The organism is Pseudoroseicyclus sp. CXY001, from assembly GCF_041714655.1.
Lineage (GTDB): Bacteria > Pseudomonadota > Alphaproteobacteria > Rhodobacterales > Rhodobacteraceae > Pseudoroseicyclus_A.
Map to the genome: position 1 here is coordinate 1,535,591 of NZ_CP168219.1, position 15,159 is coordinate 1,550,749.

At 69.1% G+C, this 15,159-nt stretch carries 13 protein-coding genes; 6 read left to right on the top strand and 7 right to left on the bottom strand.

The genetic code is table 11. The features are described 5' to 3' along the window. Nucleotides 1–112: 112 nt before the first annotated feature. On the bottom strand, nt 113–1,120 hold the full coding sequence (locus ACAZ03_RS07400; RefSeq protein ID WP_373356792.1) for a substrate-binding domain-containing protein: 1,008 nt from the start codon (nt 1,118–1,120) through the stop codon (nt 113–115). After that, complete coding sequence (locus ACAZ03_RS07405; protein ID WP_373356793.1) at nt 1,117–2,466, bottom strand: ROK family protein; 1,350 nt, start codon at nt 2,464–2,466, stop codon at nt 1,117–1,119. The genes ACAZ03_RS07400 and ACAZ03_RS07405 overlap by 4 nt, the downstream gene beginning before the upstream one ends. 193 nt (nt 2,467–2,659) lie before the next feature. Here ACAZ03_RS07405 and ACAZ03_RS07410 point away from each other — a divergent pair, with 193 nt between their 5' ends. The 6 genes from ACAZ03_RS07410 to ACAZ03_RS07435 all read left to right on the top strand — a co-directional run bounded on the left by ACAZ03_RS07410 (nt 2,660) and on the right by ACAZ03_RS07435 (nt 9,520). Beyond that, complete coding sequence (locus ACAZ03_RS07410; protein WP_373356794.1) at nt 2,660–3,469, top strand: sugar phosphate isomerase/epimerase family protein; 810 nt, start codon at nt 2,660–2,662, stop codon at nt 3,467–3,469. A gap of 50 nt (nt 3,470–3,519) precedes the next feature. Continuing rightward, a complete protein-coding gene (locus ACAZ03_RS07415; protein ID WP_373356795.1) occupies nt 3,520–4,638 on the top strand; it encodes a substrate-binding domain-containing protein in 1,119 nt (372 codons plus the stop codon). Nucleotides 4,639–4,733: 95 nt separating this feature from the next. After that, on the top strand, nt 4,734–5,897 hold the full coding sequence (locus ACAZ03_RS07420; protein WP_373356796.1) for a Gfo/Idh/MocA family protein: 1,164 nt from the start codon (nt 4,734–4,736) through the stop codon (nt 5,895–5,897). After that, nucleotides 5,897–7,483, top strand: a complete 1,587-nt coding sequence (locus tag ACAZ03_RS07425) for a sugar ABC transporter ATP-binding protein (protein WP_373356798.1) — start codon at nt 5,897–5,899, stop codon at nt 7,481–7,483. Before ACAZ03_RS07420 ends, ACAZ03_RS07425 begins: the two co-directional genes overlap by 1 nt. After that, nucleotides 7,470–8,438: an ABC transporter permease gene (locus ACAZ03_RS07430; protein ID WP_373356799.1), complete on the top strand. Its 969-nt coding sequence runs from the start codon at nt 7,470–7,472 to the stop codon at nt 8,436–8,438. Before ACAZ03_RS07425 ends, ACAZ03_RS07430 begins: the two co-directional genes overlap by 14 nt. 200 nt (nt 8,439–8,638) lie before the next feature. Beyond that, entirely contained in the window at nt 8,639–9,520 is an 882-nt protein-coding gene (locus ACAZ03_RS07435; protein ID WP_373356800.1) for an alpha/beta hydrolase, read from the top strand. Here ACAZ03_RS07435 and ACAZ03_RS07440 read toward each other — a convergent pair. Genes ACAZ03_RS07440 through ACAZ03_RS07460 form a run of 5 tightly spaced genes read right to left on the bottom strand, consistent with a single transcriptional unit; the run spans nt 9,510 to nt 15,146 of the window. Beyond that, nucleotides 9,510–10,517: an ABC transporter ATP-binding protein gene (locus tag ACAZ03_RS07440; RefSeq protein WP_373356801.1), complete on the bottom strand. Its 1,008-nt coding sequence runs from the start codon at nt 10,515–10,517 to the stop codon at nt 9,510–9,512. The genes ACAZ03_RS07435 and ACAZ03_RS07440 overlap by 11 nt on opposite strands. Then, nucleotides 10,517–12,133, bottom strand: a complete 1,617-nt coding sequence (locus ACAZ03_RS07445) for an FAD-dependent oxidoreductase (RefSeq protein WP_373356802.1) — start codon at nt 12,131–12,133, stop codon at nt 10,517–10,519. The genes ACAZ03_RS07440 and ACAZ03_RS07445 overlap by 1 nt, the downstream gene beginning before the upstream one ends. A gap of 3 nt (nt 12,134–12,136) precedes the next feature. Then, nucleotides 12,137–12,973, bottom strand: coding sequence for a carbohydrate ABC transporter permease (locus ACAZ03_RS07450; protein ID WP_373356803.1), 837 nt, complete (start codon nt 12,971–12,973; stop codon nt 12,137–12,139). After that, entirely contained in the window at nt 12,970–13,875 is a 906-nt protein-coding gene (locus ACAZ03_RS07455; RefSeq protein WP_373356804.1) for a carbohydrate ABC transporter permease, read from the bottom strand. Before ACAZ03_RS07455 ends, ACAZ03_RS07450 begins: the two co-directional genes overlap by 4 nt. Further along, nucleotides 13,875–15,146, bottom strand: coding sequence for a sugar ABC transporter substrate-binding protein (locus tag ACAZ03_RS07460; protein WP_373356805.1), 1,272 nt, complete (start codon nt 15,144–15,146; stop codon nt 13,875–13,877). Before ACAZ03_RS07460 ends, ACAZ03_RS07455 begins: the two co-directional genes overlap by 1 nt. Nucleotides 15,147–15,159 lie beyond the last annotated feature (13 nt).

Consider the following 15,159-nt stretch of genomic DNA (forward strand, 5'->3'; position numbering starts at 1 on the left):
GCACCCTGGGCCCCGCTTGGGCCTTGGCCAGGGGCATCGCGCCCTCCATGCCACGCCCCGGTGCGAAATGTAAGGCGGCCCCGGTAGCCCTGGCGGTGGCGCACCCCGGGGCTCAGGGCTTGAGGATCGACAGCCCTTCGAGGATCGAGCGGGGCACCACCTCGCGCCAGATCGTCTGGTAGGCCTGCACGACGCTGTCCCTGTCGACGGCGATGCCCGGCAGCACGATCCAGCTCGGGCAGCTCCGGCCGAGAAGGTGGGTGAGCGTGGCGCGGGCCACGACCTCGCCCTGCTGGAAGGGCCGCTGCGCGGCGATGCCGACCACGTTCTGGTCGCGCGCGAGCTGCTCGGTGACCTGCTTGCCGAGGTCGATGGTGGTCACGGGCACGCGCAGGTTGCGGTGGCGGAGCTCGGCCAGGGCGGAATGGCAGGGCCCGTCCCAGATGACGAAGAGCCCCGCGAGCTCGGGCGCGCGGTCGATGAGCTCGCCCGTCAGGCGCCGCACATCCGCGAAGGCGCTGAACCGGCGGATGTCGACCGTGACATCCGGCCGGTGGCGGTCGAGCCAGGCGGAGAAGGCGATCTCGCGCTGGTCGGTCGGGAAGAACTCGGTGTCATAGCCGATGAGGCCGATCCGCGCCCGCTCGCCGACATGCGGCGACAGAAGCTGCGCGGCCATCTGGCCGAGCCCGTAATTGTCGGCCGAGACCAGCGAGCCGTAATGCCGCCCCGGCGTCAGCCCGGTCGGGGCATTGTCGATGAGCGTCAGATGGATGCCGTCCTCCGAGACGCGGCGGTGCGCCTCCGCCACATCCGCATTGGCGACGGGCAGCGAGATGATGGCGTCGGGCTCCTGCCGGCGCAGCCGGTCGAGCGCATGGGCCTGCGTCTCGGCCGAAAAGCCGCAATCGGCCACGTCGATCACCAGGGCGCCGCATTCGCCGAGGGTGCCGATCATGCCGCGCACCAGCCGGGTGGCCCAGTCGCTCTGCAGCGTGTGCACGACGATGCCGACGCGGAAATTCCGCTCCCGCGCCTGGGCGATGTCCTGCGGAAGGAGCGAGACCCGCTCGGGCGGCGCCGCGGTTTCGCCATGGGGGCCGAGGCCGAGTACGGTCATGCCGTCTTCACTCCCTGCGTGGTCTGTGCCGGATCCCGGCCCGCGCCGTCCTGCCGGGCGCCCCGGATGGCGGCGAAGGAGGGATGCGCCAGCGGCGTTCCCGCCGGCAGCCAGTCGCGGGCCACGGCCGGGCGGAAGAGCTCCTCCGTGCCGATCCATCCCGCGCCGATCAGGGCCGCCGAGCCGCTGAGCTGCGAGCGATGGATCTGCAGGTCCCGCGTCACCAGCGGGTGAGAGCCGCCATAGACCGCCTCCCGCACCACGGCGAGAAAGATGTCGTTGGATTGCGCGATGGTCCCCGAGAGCACGATGAGCTGCGGATCGAGCATGCTGGTGAGCGTCGCGAGCGTGCCCCCGACCAGCCGGGCGGCGCGGGAGACGATCTCGACCGAGCCGGCATCGCCCATCTGGGCCGCCTGGCAGATGTCGTTGACGCTCAGCTTCGAGACGCGGGCGACCAGATCGGCGAGGGCAGGGGAGCGGCCCTCCTCGATGGCTCTGAGGCCGGCGTCGCGGATGGCGGCGGCGCCGGCGCCGCTGTCGAGCGTGCCGCCACCCGTGCCGCCGGCGATTCCGGTCTGCCCGATCAGCCCGACCGCGCCCGAGGCGCCGCGATAGAGCTGCCCGCCGATGACCAGCCCGGCATTCACCCGCCCGCCGACATTGACGAAGAGCATGCCCCCCGCGCCCTGGCCGAGCCCGGCGCGCCATTCGCCCATGGTCATGGCATCGATGCTGGAGCGGACCCAGACGGGCACGCCGAAGGCATCGATCAGGCGGCCGACGAGATCGGCCTCCTGCCAGCCCGGGAGCACGTCGGGCGTCCGCTGCGCGAAGGGGGCGTCGTCGAGCGTCACCGGGCCCGGCACGGCAATCGAGATGCCCCAGAGCTCCGGCCCGCTGGAATGGCGGGAGTGAAAGCGGCGGATCACACCGAGCACGCGGTCGGCCAGATCGACCGGCTCGAGCCCCGGCTCGATTACCTCGTGATGCTCCGTTTGAAGCTGGCCCGACAGATCGACGAGCCCGACGCCGAGCGCGCCCTGGCTGATCGAGGCGACCAGCAGCCGCGCCCGCTGCGCGACGAAGCGCGTCAGCCGCGGCGCCCGGCCGCCGTTCGCGACGCCGGAGGCGCTCTCGTCCACGAGCCCGAGCTCGGTGAGCAGGGCCAGCCGGTCGGCGACGATCGAGCGGCTGAAGGGGCCGGCGCGTTCCAGCTCCTGCCGGGTCGTGGCCTGCCCCGTCCGCAGAAGGTTGAGCAGATCGACCATGCTGATGGTGGCCGCATCCGGAACGCGGGCCCGCGCGGCGCGGGAAGCAATCGTCTCTTGGTCCTGCGTCGCCACTCGTCTGCCTGCAATCTCGGTCTTTTCGGGAGCATAGAGGGCGGGCTTCCGCACGGCAACGGAACACTTAACCAGAAAATCTGCAAAAGAATGGCGAGTTGTGCAGATTGAAGGTTTACTTGACTCAACGATTCTGAATATGTCTGTCCCACGCCGCCCAGAGGAGGGGGGCAGGACAGTCGGGAGGAAGACGATGAGCCAGTGGAAGCTCGCCTATCACGCCAATTGCTGGGGTCCGCTCGGAGGCCAGGCGGAGGGGGTGACCTCGATCACGCGGCTCACCTACCGCACCTTCGGGGACATGGAGCGGGCGATGGCCGACATCGCGGCCGCCGGCTACGAGGGCGTCGAGCTGTTCGACGGCAACCTCCTCGACCATGACGCGCCGGCCTTCCGCCGCATGCTCTCCGATGCCGGGCTGAAGCTCGTGGCGGTCTATTCGGGCGGCAATTTCATCTTCGACGACGTGCTGCCCGAAGAGCTCGACCGGGTCACCAAGGCCGCCGACCGCGCGGCGGAGCTCGAGGCCGTTCATCTGGTCGTCGGCGGCGGCGCCCGCCGCTTCGACGGGGTGCGCGAGGCCGATTACCACAAGCTCGGCAGCACGCTCGACCGCATCACCTCCCTCGCCGAGGAGCGCGGCCTGACGGCGCAGTATCACCCCCACCTCTCGACCATGATCGAGGGGCCGGAGGAGGTCCGCAAGATCCTCGGGCTGACCGGGATCGATTTCTGCCCCGACACGGCGCATCTCGCCGCCGCCGGCGGCGATCCGGCCGCCATGATCCGGGAACATTCGGACCGTATCTCCTACGTGCACCTCAAGGGGCTGCAGCGCGAGCCCTTCGCCTTCACGCCGCTCGACGAGGGGGATGTGCCGACCGGCCCGATCCTCGAGGCGATGAAGGAGACGGGCTTCGACGGATGGGTCTGCGTCGAGCTCGACGCCTGGAGCGATCCGGCGGACGGCGCGCGGCGCAGCCGGGCGGTCCTGGGCGCCTGAGCGCGGGGACCCGCAAGACAGATAAAACCAGATCAATGGGAGGAAACCACATGATCAACCGCAGAGCCCTTCTGGGCACGGCCGCGATGTTCGCCGCCGCCACGCTCACCGCCGCCCCCGCCCTCGCCGATCCGGCCGAGGCGCTTCGGGCGCTGCAGGACACCGTCCTGTCCGTGGGGCCGAACGGCGAAGAGCCGGCCTCCGCCGCCGACGTGACGCTGACCGACGAGGAACTCGCGCAGATCCGCGAGATGGGCGCCACGGCCGCCATCGTGATGCACTACGGCGGCAACGACTGGAGCCAGGCCCAGATCAACGGCCTGCAGACCCGCTTCGAGGAAATGGGCATCGAGGTGATCGCGGTCACCGATGCCGGCTTCCGCGCCGAGAAGCAGGTCGCCGACATCGAGACCATCATGGCGCAATCGCCCGATATCATCGTCTCGATCCCGACCGATCCGGTCGCCACCGCCGCCGCCTATCGCGCCGCGGCCGAGGCGGGCGTCCACCTCGTCTTCATGGACAACGTGCCCTCCGGCTTCGTGGCGGGTGAGGACTACATCTCCTCCGTCTCCGCCGACAATTACGGCAACGGCGTCGCCGCCGCCCATCTGATGGCGCAGGCGCTCGACGAAGAGGGGCAGATCGGCCTCGTCTATCACGCTGCCGATTTCTTCGTGACGCAGCAGCGCTACGAAGGCTTCAAGGCCACCATCGCCAGCGACTATCCCGGGATCGAGATCGTCGCCGAGCAGGGCATCGGCGGGCCCGACTTCTCGGGCGACGCCGACCGCGCCGCCAACGCCATGCTCACCTCCAACCCGGGCCTCGACGGCATCTGGGCGGTCTGGGACGTCCCGGCCGAGGGGGTCATCGCCGCGGCCCGCGCGAGCGGCCTCGACGATCTCGTCATCACCACGATCGACCTTGGCGAGAACGTGGCGATCAACATGGCGCAGGGCGGCTATGTCTACGGTCTCGGCGCGCAGCGCCCCTATGACCAGGGCGTGACCGAAGCGACGCTGGCCGGCTACGGCCTCCTCGGCAAGGACGCCCCCGCCTTCGTCGCCCTCCCGGCGCTGCCGGTGACGCGCGACACGCTGCTCGACGGCTGGCAGGCGGTCTATGCGGCGCCGGCGACGGACAACATCGTCAGCAGCATGGACTGAACCGTCGGCCGCCCCTTCGCGGCCGGCCCCTTCGATCCAAGCACCCGGGAAGGCCGTTCGCGGCTTTCCCGGCCCCCCCGTCCAGGAGACATGAGATGACCAAGACGATGAACGTCGCCATGATCGGCGGCGGCTTTATGGGCAAGGCACATGCCATGGCCTATGCCTCGATGCCGATGTTCTTCTGGCCCGCGCCTGCCATTCCGCACCGCAAGGTCGTGGTCGATGTCGATCAGGCGATGGCCGAGGAAGCCCGCGCCCGGTTCGGCTTCGACGAGGCGTCGACCGACTGGAAGGCCGTCGTGAACCGCGACGACATCGACGTCGTCGACATCTGCACGCCGAACAACATCCACGCCGAGATCGCCATCGAGGCGGCCCGGGCCGGCAAGCACATCATCTGCGAAAAGCCGCTCTCGCGCACCGTGGAAGAGGCCGTCGAGATGGCCAAGGCCGTGGCCGAGGCCGGCGTGACCAACATGGTCGCCTACAATTACCGCCGGACGCCCGCGGTGGCGCTGGCGAAGAAATTCATCGACGAGGGCCGGATCGGGAAGATCCTGAACTTCCGCGGCACCTATCTGCAGGACTGGTCGGCCGACCCCGACGGGCCGCTCTCCTGGCGCTTCCAGAAGAAGATTGCCGGCTCCGGCGCCATCGGTGATATCGGCACCCATGTCGTCGACATGGCCCATTACCTGGTCGGCCCGGTGGCCGAGGTGAACGCGATCACGCGGACCTACGTGCCCACCCGGCCGGTGCAATCGGGCGGGGTCGACAAGCTCGGCGCCTCCGACAAGTCGGCGGACGGCCCGCGCGGCGATGTCGATGTCGATGACGAGTTCACCTCGCTCCTGAAGTTCGAGAACGGCGCCATCGGCTCGCTCGAGGCGACGCGGAACGGCTGGGGCCGCAACAACTTCATCACGCTCGAGATCCACGGCACCAAGGGCTCGATCCACTTCAACTACGAGCGCCGCGACGAGCTGCAGGTCTATTTCGCCGACGATCCCGGCGATGCGCGCGGCTTCCGCACCATCTATACCGGGCCCGCCCATCCCTATGGCGAAGGCCTCTGGCCGATCCCGGCGCTCGGCATTGGCTATTCCGAGACGAAGATCATCGAATGCCGCGACTTCTTCGCCGCGATCGCCTCGGGCGAGCCGGCGAGCCCCAGTTTCGCCGACGGTCTGCTGATCGAGCGGGTGGCCGATGCCCTCATCCGGTCGGGCGAGACGGGCGCCTGGACGGCGGTCTGATGCCCGGCTCGTCTGACATCGCGGTGCGGATGACCGGGATCTCGAAGAGATTCGGCGGTGTCCGCGCCCTGCAGGGCGTCGATCTCGAAGTGCGCGCCGGGGAGGTTCATGCCCTCCTCGGCGGCAACGGCGCCGGCAAGTCGACGATCCTGAAGATCCTCAACGGGGTGCATGTCCCCGACGAGGGCACCATCGAGGTGGGCGGCAAGCCCCTGACCAGCCACTCGCCCGAGGCCTCGCGCGCGGCCGGCATCGCCATGAACTACCAGGAGATGAGCCTGATCCCGACCCTGACGGTCGCCCAGAACATCTTCCTGACCCGCGAGGCGAAGACGGCCGCCGGATTCATCGACGACCGCACCGCCGTGACGCGGGCGTGCGAGCACTTCGACATGCTCGAAGTCTCCGTCGATCCCCGCCGGCTGGTGGGAGACCTCGGGGCCGGGCAGAAGCAGCTCACCGAGATCGTCAAGGCGATCAGCCAGGATGCGAAGGTGCTGATCCTCGACGAGCCCTCGACGGCGCTCGCGGTCTCGGATGTGGAGCGGCTCTTCGTCTTCCTGCGCAAGCTCGTGCAGCGCGGCGTGGCCGTCATCTACGTCAGTCACAGGATGGACGAGATCGCCCGCATCGCCGACCGCGCGACGATCCTGCGCGACGGGCAGAACGTCATCACCGCCGACATCGCCGATCTGCCCATCGACACGATGATCGAGCATATCGTCGGGCGCCGCTCGCTCGGGCTCGCGGATGTCGAGCGCGGCGACGCGAGCCGGGGCGAGGCGCTCCTTCAGCTCGACGGGCTGAGCGGTGTGCACAAGCCGAACGACGTGACGCTCACCGTCCATGCGGGCGAGGTCGTCGGCCTCGCCGGGCTCCTCGGCTCCGGCCGCAGCGCGCTCGCGCGGGTCATCGCCGGGCTCGAGCCCGCGGTGGCGGGGACCATCAGGGTCCATGGCAAGGCGGCGCAGATCCGCAGCCCGCATGACGCGATCGACGCCGGCATCGCGCTGGTGCCCGAGGCCCGCGCGACAGAGGGCATCATCCCCGACCATTCGGTCGAGACGAACATGACGCTCGCGGTGCTGGACAGGATCTCGCCCTTCGGCGTGACCGACCGGGCCGCAGCGCGGCGGATCACCGACGAGAAGATCAAGACGCTGGCCATCAAGACCGGCGGGCGGGACCTGGCGGTCTCGACCCTGTCGGGCGGCAACCAGCAGAAGGTCGTGATCGGGAAGTGGCTGGCGACGGATCCGGACATCCTGATCCTCGACGAGCCGACGGCCGGCATCGATATCGGCTCGAAATCCGAGATCATCCGCCTCGTCCGCGATCTCGCCCGGCAGGGCAAGGCCGTGCTGATGATCTCGTCGGAGCTCTCGGAGCTTCTGACCGCCTGCGACACCATCGCGATCATGGCGGACGGGCGGCTGCACGAGGTCCATCCGCGGGAGCATTTCGACGATCCGGCGCTGGCCGGCACGGATCTGGGGCACCGGCTCCAGGCGGCGGAACAGCAGCTCCAGAACAGGATTCAAGGCGCCCTCGCGGCGGGAGAGGAGAATCAGCATGTCGACAGCTGAGACACGTGACGGCGGCGGCGGGGCTCTTCGGGCCTGGCTCGGCGACTGGCGCCAGAACATCATCTACATCGGGTTCGTCGTCATCTTCGTCATCTTCGCGGTGACCCTGAATGACCGCGGTTTCCTCAACCCGAACAACCTTCTGAACATCATCCGCCAGACGGCGATGATCGCGGTGATGGCCATCGCGATGACCTTCGTGCTCTCGGCGGGCGAGATCGACCTGTCGGTCGGCGCCGTGGCCGGCCTCGCCAGTGTGACGGTGGCGCTGTCCATCGCCGCGGCCGGGCCGGTTGCCGGCGTTCTGGCCGGGCTCGCGACCGGGCTGGCCGTCGGCGTCTTCAACGGTTGGCTGACGACGCGGATCGGGATTCCCTCGTTCCTCACGACGCTCGCCATGATGGGCATCGCCAAGGGCGTGGCGATGTGGGTCTCCGATACTGCGGCCGTGCCGATCCTTCATCAGGGCTATGCCTGGGTCTTCGGCGGCGGCGCCGTGGGGCGGATCCCCGTCCTCCTTTTCTGGATGCTGGTCCTCGGGGTGATCGGGCATTTCACGCTCAAGCGCACGAGCTTCGGCCGCCGCGTGCTGGCGACCGGCGGCGGCGAGACGGCGGCGCGCTTCTCGGGCATCAACACCAAGAGCATGAAGTTCCGCGTGCTTGTCCTGTCCTCGCTCGCCGCCTCGCTCGCCGGGATGCTCTATGCCGGCCGGCTGCAATCGGGCCGCTTCCAGCTCGGCGAGGGCGACGAGCTCTCCGTCATCGCCGCGGCGGTGCTGGGCGGGACGAGCCTCTTCGGGGGCAAGGGCACGGTGATCGGCACCATCGTCGGCGCGCTGATGATCGGGCTGATCAACAACGGCCTGATCCTCATGGGCCTGGAGTTCAGCCAGCAGCTCATCGCCCGCGGCGGCATCATCATCCTCGCGGTGGCCCTCAGCCAGAAGCGCTGAGGCCGGCTCGGCGCGACCCTGCGCGCCGCTCCCGCAGCAAGGCCGGAAGGCGCCCCTTGCGGAGCCTTCTGCCGTTGGGGGCCGGGGCAGGGCACCCTCCGGCCCACCCCCAGTCGGTGTTGCCGACGGGGGAGGGGATGCGTATCCCTTGCCCAAGGCCCGCCTCGGCGGGCCGCTCTCCCAGCACCCGGAACGCCCTCATGACCGACACCATCGACCCGGCCTATCGCGCCCTCGCAGCGGAGCAGGAGCCCGAGATCATGCCCTTCGACGCCGCGCGGCTGGGCGAGGTCCGCGCCAATCGCCGGGCCGTCATGGGGCGCCTGCAGGGGCGGCTCGCGACGGTCTCGGTGACGCGCGACGCGGGCGGCGCGACCTTCGTGCCCGAGGGCGCGCGGAAGGGGCATATCCTCTATGCGCATGGCGGCGGCTGGACGGTCGGCGACAGCCAGACGCACGGGGCCATCATGTCCGACCTCGCCGGCGCCTCCGGCCTCACGCTCGTCGGGCCGGACTACCCGCTGGCGCCCGAACATCCCTGGCCCGCCGCGCTCGACGCGCTCGAGGCGCCGGCGGTCGAGCTCGCCGCCGCCGGCCCGCTCGTGCTCGCCGGCGACAGCGCCGGCGGCAATCTCGCGCTCGGCCTCGCGCTTCTCCTCAAGGATCTCGGCGTGAAGGTCGCGGGGATGATCCTCTTCTACGGCTGCTACCGGCGTGTCTTCGACACCGAGAGCCACCGCGCCTTCGGCGACGGGCGCGTCGGCCTCTCGACCGAGGCGATGCGCACCTATTGGGATCTTTATCTCTCCGGCGCCGATGGCTGGCCGGATGGCGATTTCGCGCCGCTCGAGGGCCCGGCCTTCAAGGGCCTCCCGCCGGCCTTCGTCGGCGATGCGGGGCTCGATGTGCTCCGCGATGACGGCGCTTGGCTCGAGGCGCGCCTCAGAGGCGCCGGCGTGCCGGTGGAGCGGCAGGTGGTGCCGGGCGTGCCGCACGGCTTTCTGCACCAATGCGGCCGCTACGACCCCGCCTTCGCTTTGATCGAGGCGGCGGGGCGCTTCGCCGCGCGGGTCACCGGATAGCCTGGCCCGCTTCGTCGAAGGCGTGCAGATCGGCCTCGCGCAGGCCGAAGGTTACGGCGGAGCCCGGTTCCGGCGCCTCCTGCCCCTCGGTCTCGGCGAGGGCGAGCGTGCCATCGGCCAGCTCGACATGCAGGATCGAGCCGCTGCCGACATATTCGACGAGCCGGACGGTGCCGGGCAGGTCCGCGCCGCCAAGCTGCAGATGCTCCGGCCGGATGCCGAGTTGGGCGGTGCCCCGGGGCAGCGGCGTCCCGGGCAGCAGTGCCGGGTCCATCACGTTCATCTTCGGCGAGCCGATGAACTGCGCCACGAAGAGGTTGGCGGGGCGGGCGTAGAGCTCCTTCGGCGAGCCCACCTGCTCCACCCGCCCGTCGCGGAGAACGACGATGCGGTCGGCCAGGGTCATCGCCTCGATCTGGTCATGCGTGACATAGACCATCGTATTGCCGAGCCGCTGGTGCAGGGCCGCGATCTCGGTGCGCATGTGGACGCGCAGCTCGGCATCGAGGTTGGAGAGCGGCTCGTCGAAGAGGAAGACCCCGGGCGCACCGACGATGGCGCGACCGATGGCGACGCGCTGGCGCTGCCCGCCCGAGAGCTCGCGCGGGAAGCGGTCGAGCAGCGCCTCGAGCTTCAGGCTGTCGGCGGCGGCGGCGACCTTGCGGGCGATCTCGGCCTTGGGCTCGCGGCGGACCTGCAGGCCGAAGGCGATATTGTCGCGGACGGTGAGGTGCGGGTAGAGCGCGTAGCTCTGGAACACCATGGCAACGCCGCGGTTGGCCGGCGGCACGTCGTTCATGCGCTTGTCGCCGATGGTGAGCGTGCCGCCCGAGATGTCCTCCAGCCCCGCGATCATCCGCAGAAGCGTGGACTTGCCGCAGCCCGAGGGGCCGACGAAGACGGTGAACTCGCCGTCGGCGATCTCCAGATCGACGCCGCGGATCACCTCCACCTTGCCATAGGCCTTGGTGAGGCCCGAAAGGGTCAGCCCGGCCATCAGTCGACCCGCCCGAAGAGTTCCATCCGCGGCGTCTCGGCCACCTCCTTCGACCAGGCGAGGGGGATGCCGAAATCGCCCGCGAGGAGCCGCTGGAAGTCTTCCAGGAGGGCAGGGGTCTCGCGCACGGCGCGGGGGCTCTCGCCCTTCTGCAGGCAATAGGCCGCCAGCGCGCCGACGCTCTCGCCGATGTTCCACTCCACCGGATGCAGCCGGTAGCAGCCGTTGGTGATATGGGTCGAGCCGATGTTCTTGCAGGCGGGCAGCAGGTTCTCCACCCGCTCGGGGATCAGCGCGCCGAGCGGGATCTGGAACGGCCAGTTGGCGATGTCGACATAGTTGCGGGGCGCCGTCGAGGGGTGCAGGTCGATCCGGTAGGAGCCGACGCCGACGCTGTCGTGGAAGACCTCCGCCCCCGTCTTGCCCTCGCGCGCCTCGACGCCCACATGGTTCTCGGTGACCGTGAAGAGCGCTTTGATCCGGCGGCTCTCGCGGATGTAGGGATAGACCGTCAGCCCGTCGAGCGTGCCCATGGCGGCGCCGGCGGGCTTGAGTCCCCGGTAGCCCTGGCCGCCGTCATGGCGGGGGGCCTCGGTCTGCATCCAGTAGAGCATCGACAGCGAGAGCTGCCGCGACCCTTCGAGATGCCGGGCGGCCTCCTCCGGCGAGACGCCGACGAGCGGGCCGTCGCAATAGTCGATCTGCGGCCAGTTCACGAGGCAGATGTCGGACGGATAGGTGCCGTCCGGGTAGTGCCGGCGGTAGAAGATGCGGCGGTAATGCCAGTTGTCGGGGGCGGCCTTCGCGTCGCTGTCGCCGACGAAGAGCGGCCGCTCGTCGGACTCCAGCGTCACCGGGTTGGGGCCGATGAAGCTGAGCTGGGGGCCGGGCCAGAAGTCGAGCTTGTAGTCCTTCCAGTAGTCATAGGTCTCGGGCCGCTCGATCGTGTGATCCTCGTCCGGGTGGTAGGACATGGCGAAGCACCAGGAATGGGCCTGCTGGTCCATCGGGTTCGCCACCTCCAGCGCCGCCGGCTCGCCCGTCTGGTCGCGGCTCTCGGCGCCGATGACATGCTCGACCGCGCCGAGCTCCAGAAGGTCGCCGAGCTCGGTTGCGTCGATCACGTAGCGGCCGCGCAAAACGAGCGGCCCGTTGTCGCGGCTGTCGACGGTGACCGCATCGAAACGGTCGCCGGTCTGCTCGACGCCCGTCGCCTTGGTATGCATCAGCACCGTGAGCCGGCCGGTGGCGAACCAGGGCGCGAGCATGTCATCGAGCGCGGCGACGGCGGCGCGGGGCTCGGCGCAGAGCGGCGAGACATTGCCCGAGCCGGGATTCAGCTTGGGATCGCGGGCCACCTCCTCCAGCATCGGGTAGTTCCGCGTATAATAGGCGCGGATGCTCTCGCGGAGCTTCAGATAGCTTGGCGTGCCGCCCTCTCTCTCGATCCAGGGGTTCTCGTCTGGCGGCACGGCCTGCGTCGTCATCTGCCCGCCCAGCCAGCAGGTTTCCTCCGCGAGGATCACGGAGCGGCCCATCCTGAGGGCGGAGAGGGCAGCGGCCACGCCGCCCAGGCCACCGCCGATGATGACGATGTCGGCTGAAAGGTCTTTCATGTCTTATCCTTTGACTCCGGAGAGGGCGAAGCTCTCGACGATCTGTCGCTGGGCGGCGACGTAGACGACGAGGATCGGCACCACGGCGAGCGAGGTCGCCGCCAGTTGCAGGTGCCACAGCGGCAGGCCGTAGGCGTCGGTGAAGTTCGACAGCGCCAGCGGCAGCGTGAAGAGCTTGAGATCGCTGAGGAACACTAGTGGCTCGAGGAAGAGGTTCCACGAGAAGAGGAAGGTGATGATGGCGACGGCGGCGAGCGCCGGCTTCGACATCGGCAGGGCGATCTTCCAGAAGATGCCGAGGCGCGAGAGCCCGTCCATCCGGCCCGCCTCCTCAAGCTCCTTCGGCAGGGCGGTGAAATACTGGCGCATCAGGAATGTCGCCATCACCCCCTGGCTGCCGAAGAGCGGCAGAAGGATCAGTGGCGCATGGGTGTTCATGAGCCCCAGATCCCGCATCAGGAAGAAGTTGGGGATGATCGTCACCTCCTCGGGCATCATCAGCGCCGAGACGAGCACGATGAGGAGGAGCGCCGCACCCGCGAAGCGGATGCGGGCCAGCGCATAGCCGGCGAGGGAGGAGATCAGCAGCGTCAGCGCCGTGACCGTCACGGCGATGTAGAGCGAATTGAAATACTGCCGCGCGAAGGGTTGGTAGGCAAAGACCTCGAGGTAATTGCCCCAGCGCGGCTCGCGCGGGATCAGTCGGGCGGTGTCGAAGATCTCCGCCGGCGCCTTGATCGCGCCGGAGAGCATCCAGAGGAAGGGAAAGACGAAGGGCACCGCGAAGAGCGCGAGCCCGACATACCAGCAGGCGCGGACGAGGGGGGAATGCTGCCTCATGCCGAGCGCCCGCGAAGCGCGAATTGCGCCAGTGTGAGGACGAGGATGAGCCCGAAGAGGATCACGGCGAGCGCGGCGGCATAGCCGACGTCGAAGAACTCGAAGCCCTGCTCGTAGATGTAATAGGCCAGCACCAGCGTGCCGTTCTCGGGGCCGCCGCCCGTCATCAGGTAGATATGATCGAAGACCTTGAGGCTGCCGACCACGGTGATGACCGTGATGACCAGCGTCGTCGGCGCGAGGAGCGGCCAGGTGATGCGGCGGAAGATCTGCAGGGCAGAGGCGCCCTCGAGCCGGGCCGCCTCTTCATAATCCCGCGGGATCGACTGCAGCGCGGCGATGAAGAGGATCATGTTGAGCCCGACGGTCTTGAGCACGCGCGTGACGATCACGGCGGCCATGGCCCATTCGGGCGAGCGCAGCCAGTTCGGCCCGTCGATGCCGATGAGCGCCAGAGCCTGGTTCACGGCGCCCGACTCGCCCTGCAGCAGGAAGCGCCAGACGATCGCCCAGGCGACGGCGGCGGTGACCATCGGCGCGAAGAAGACGGTGCGAAAGAAGATCGCCCCCCGGAAGGGCCGCGCCAGCGCCAGCGCGAGGCCGAGCGCCATGGCGATGTTGAGCGGCACGAGCCCGGCGGCGAAGACGAGCGAGTTCTTCAGCACCTTCCAGAAATCGGGATTGCGCGTGAGCGCGTCGGTATAGTTCGCCATCCCCACCCAGCTCGATTGCTGGGTGAGGAGGTTCCACTCGGTGAGCGAGTAGCCGAAGACGGCCACCAGAGGCCCGACGAAGAAGATCGCGAAGCCCAGGGTGAGCGGCGACACGAACAGCCAGCCGGTCAGCGCCTCGCGGCGCCGCAGCGTCAGCCATCCGGCAGGTCTGCTCGTGTCGGCCGTCATCACAGCAGCGGCTCGATCGCGGCGCAGAGACCGTCCATCGCCGCCTGCGGGTCGGCATCGGGCTGCCAGAGCGCATCGAAGGCCGGGCGCATCGCCGCCTCGATCTGCGGATAGGCCGGGTGGTCGGGCAGGACCTTGCCCGTCTCGATGCCGCCCGCGACGATCTGCATCTGCTCGGGCGTGACGGCGGGGTTGGACGACAGGTAATCGTCGCTCGACAGCACCGAGGCCCGCGCCGGCGGGAAGAAGGCCGACATGGTCGCCGTGTTCTCGGCATTGGTCATGAAGGCAATAAACTCCGCCGCGAGCTCGGGATGGGGCGCGTTGGCGAAGGCGACGACGGCCGCCTGGCCGACGACGCCGACATCACCGGCGGGCCCGGAGGGCAGGGGAGCGATGCCCCAGTCGAAATCCACGCCGTCGAGCTTCGAGACGCGGCTGATCTGCGTCATCGTCAGCGCGGCATTGCCGGTGAAGAAATCGCCCTGCTCGCCCGGCGGCACGGCGGCCTCGGTGCCGTAGATCATGTCGTGATAGAGCGTCGCCGCCTCGACCGCCTCGGGCGAGGCGAAGCCGCAGGTGCCATCCTCCGACCAGGCGTCGCCGCCATAGGCGCGGATGATCGGGATGAGCGTATGCATGGCGCGGCTGCCATAGCCCTCGCCATCGACGCTCTGGAAGCCGTAGACGCCATTGGCCGGGTCGGTCAGCGTCGCGGCCTGCTCGGCCAGCACTTCCCATGTCCATTCGCCATTGGCGGCGAGAACGTCGGGATGCTCGAGGCCGGCCGCGTCATACATGCTCGCGTTGTAGTAGATGATGAAGGGCGAGGTGGAGAAAGGCACGCCGTAGACGTCATCGCCCTCTTGCCAGAGGCCCATGGCCGGCTGGCTCAGGTCGTCGAAATCGTAGCCCTCGGTGCCGCGGAGCGTCTCGCCGATCTCGGCCAGGACGCCGGCCTGCACGAAGGTGGGGGCCGAGGTCTCGAGCAGCCAGCCCATGTCGGGCGCATTGCCGCCGGCGAGCTGCAGCGTGATCTTCTGCACGTAATCGGCGAAGGGCACCGTCTCGAAGCTGACCGTGACGCCCGGATGGTCCTCGGCGAAGGCGGCGGCAATGCCGTTCAGCATGTCGAGATGCGCCTCGCTGCCGGTCCAGACGGTCATGCGCAGATCCTGTGCCTGCGCCATGCCCGTGAGCGCCGTGGTGGACAGCGCCGCGAAGGCGCCGGCGGTGATGAACCGCTTAATCATCGTGCCGTGATAAGTCATGTCGTCTCCTCCC

What these genes read in the sequence shown, in the direction of transcription:
- ACAZ03_RS07450 (WP_373356803.1), bottom strand. Translation starts at nt 12,973, where the DNA reads ATGAGGCAGCATTCCCCCCTCGTCCGCGCCTGCTGGTATGTCGGGCTC.
- ACAZ03_RS07440 (WP_373356801.1), bottom strand. Translation starts at nt 10,517, where the DNA reads ATGGCCGGGCTGACCCTTTCGGGCCTCACCAAGGCCTATGGCAAGGTG.
- ACAZ03_RS07430 (WP_373356799.1), top strand. Translation starts at nt 7,470, where the DNA reads ATGTCGACAGCTGAGACACGTGACGGCGGCGGCGGGGCTCTTCGGGCC.
- ACAZ03_RS07415 (WP_373356795.1), top strand. Translation starts at nt 3,520, where the DNA reads ATGATCAACCGCAGAGCCCTTCTGGGCACGGCCGCGATGTTCGCCGCC.
- ACAZ03_RS07400 (WP_373356792.1), bottom strand. Translation starts at nt 1,120, where the DNA reads ATGACCGTACTCGGCCTCGGCCCCCATGGCGAAACCGCGGCGCCGCCC.
- ACAZ03_RS07410 (WP_373356794.1), top strand. Translation starts at nt 2,660, where the DNA reads ATGAGCCAGTGGAAGCTCGCCTATCACGCCAATTGCTGGGGTCCGCTC.
- ACAZ03_RS07435 (WP_373356800.1), top strand. Translation starts at nt 8,639, where the DNA reads ATGACCGACACCATCGACCCGGCCTATCGCGCCCTCGCAGCGGAGCAG.
- ACAZ03_RS07445 (WP_373356802.1), bottom strand. Translation starts at nt 12,133, where the DNA reads ATGAAAGACCTTTCAGCCGACATCGTCATCATCGGCGGTGGCCTGGGC.
- ACAZ03_RS07420 (WP_373356796.1), top strand. Translation starts at nt 4,734, where the DNA reads ATGACCAAGACGATGAACGTCGCCATGATCGGCGGCGGCTTTATGGGC.
- ACAZ03_RS07455 (WP_373356804.1), bottom strand. Translation starts at nt 13,875, where the DNA reads ATGACGGCCGACACGAGCAGACCTGCCGGATGGCTGACGCTGCGGCGC.
- ACAZ03_RS07425 (WP_373356798.1), top strand. Translation starts at nt 5,897, where the DNA reads ATGCCCGGCTCGTCTGACATCGCGGTGCGGATGACCGGGATCTCGAAG.
- ACAZ03_RS07460 (WP_373356805.1), bottom strand. Translation starts at nt 15,146, where the DNA reads ATGACTTATCACGGCACGATGATTAAGCGGTTCATCACCGCCGGCGCC.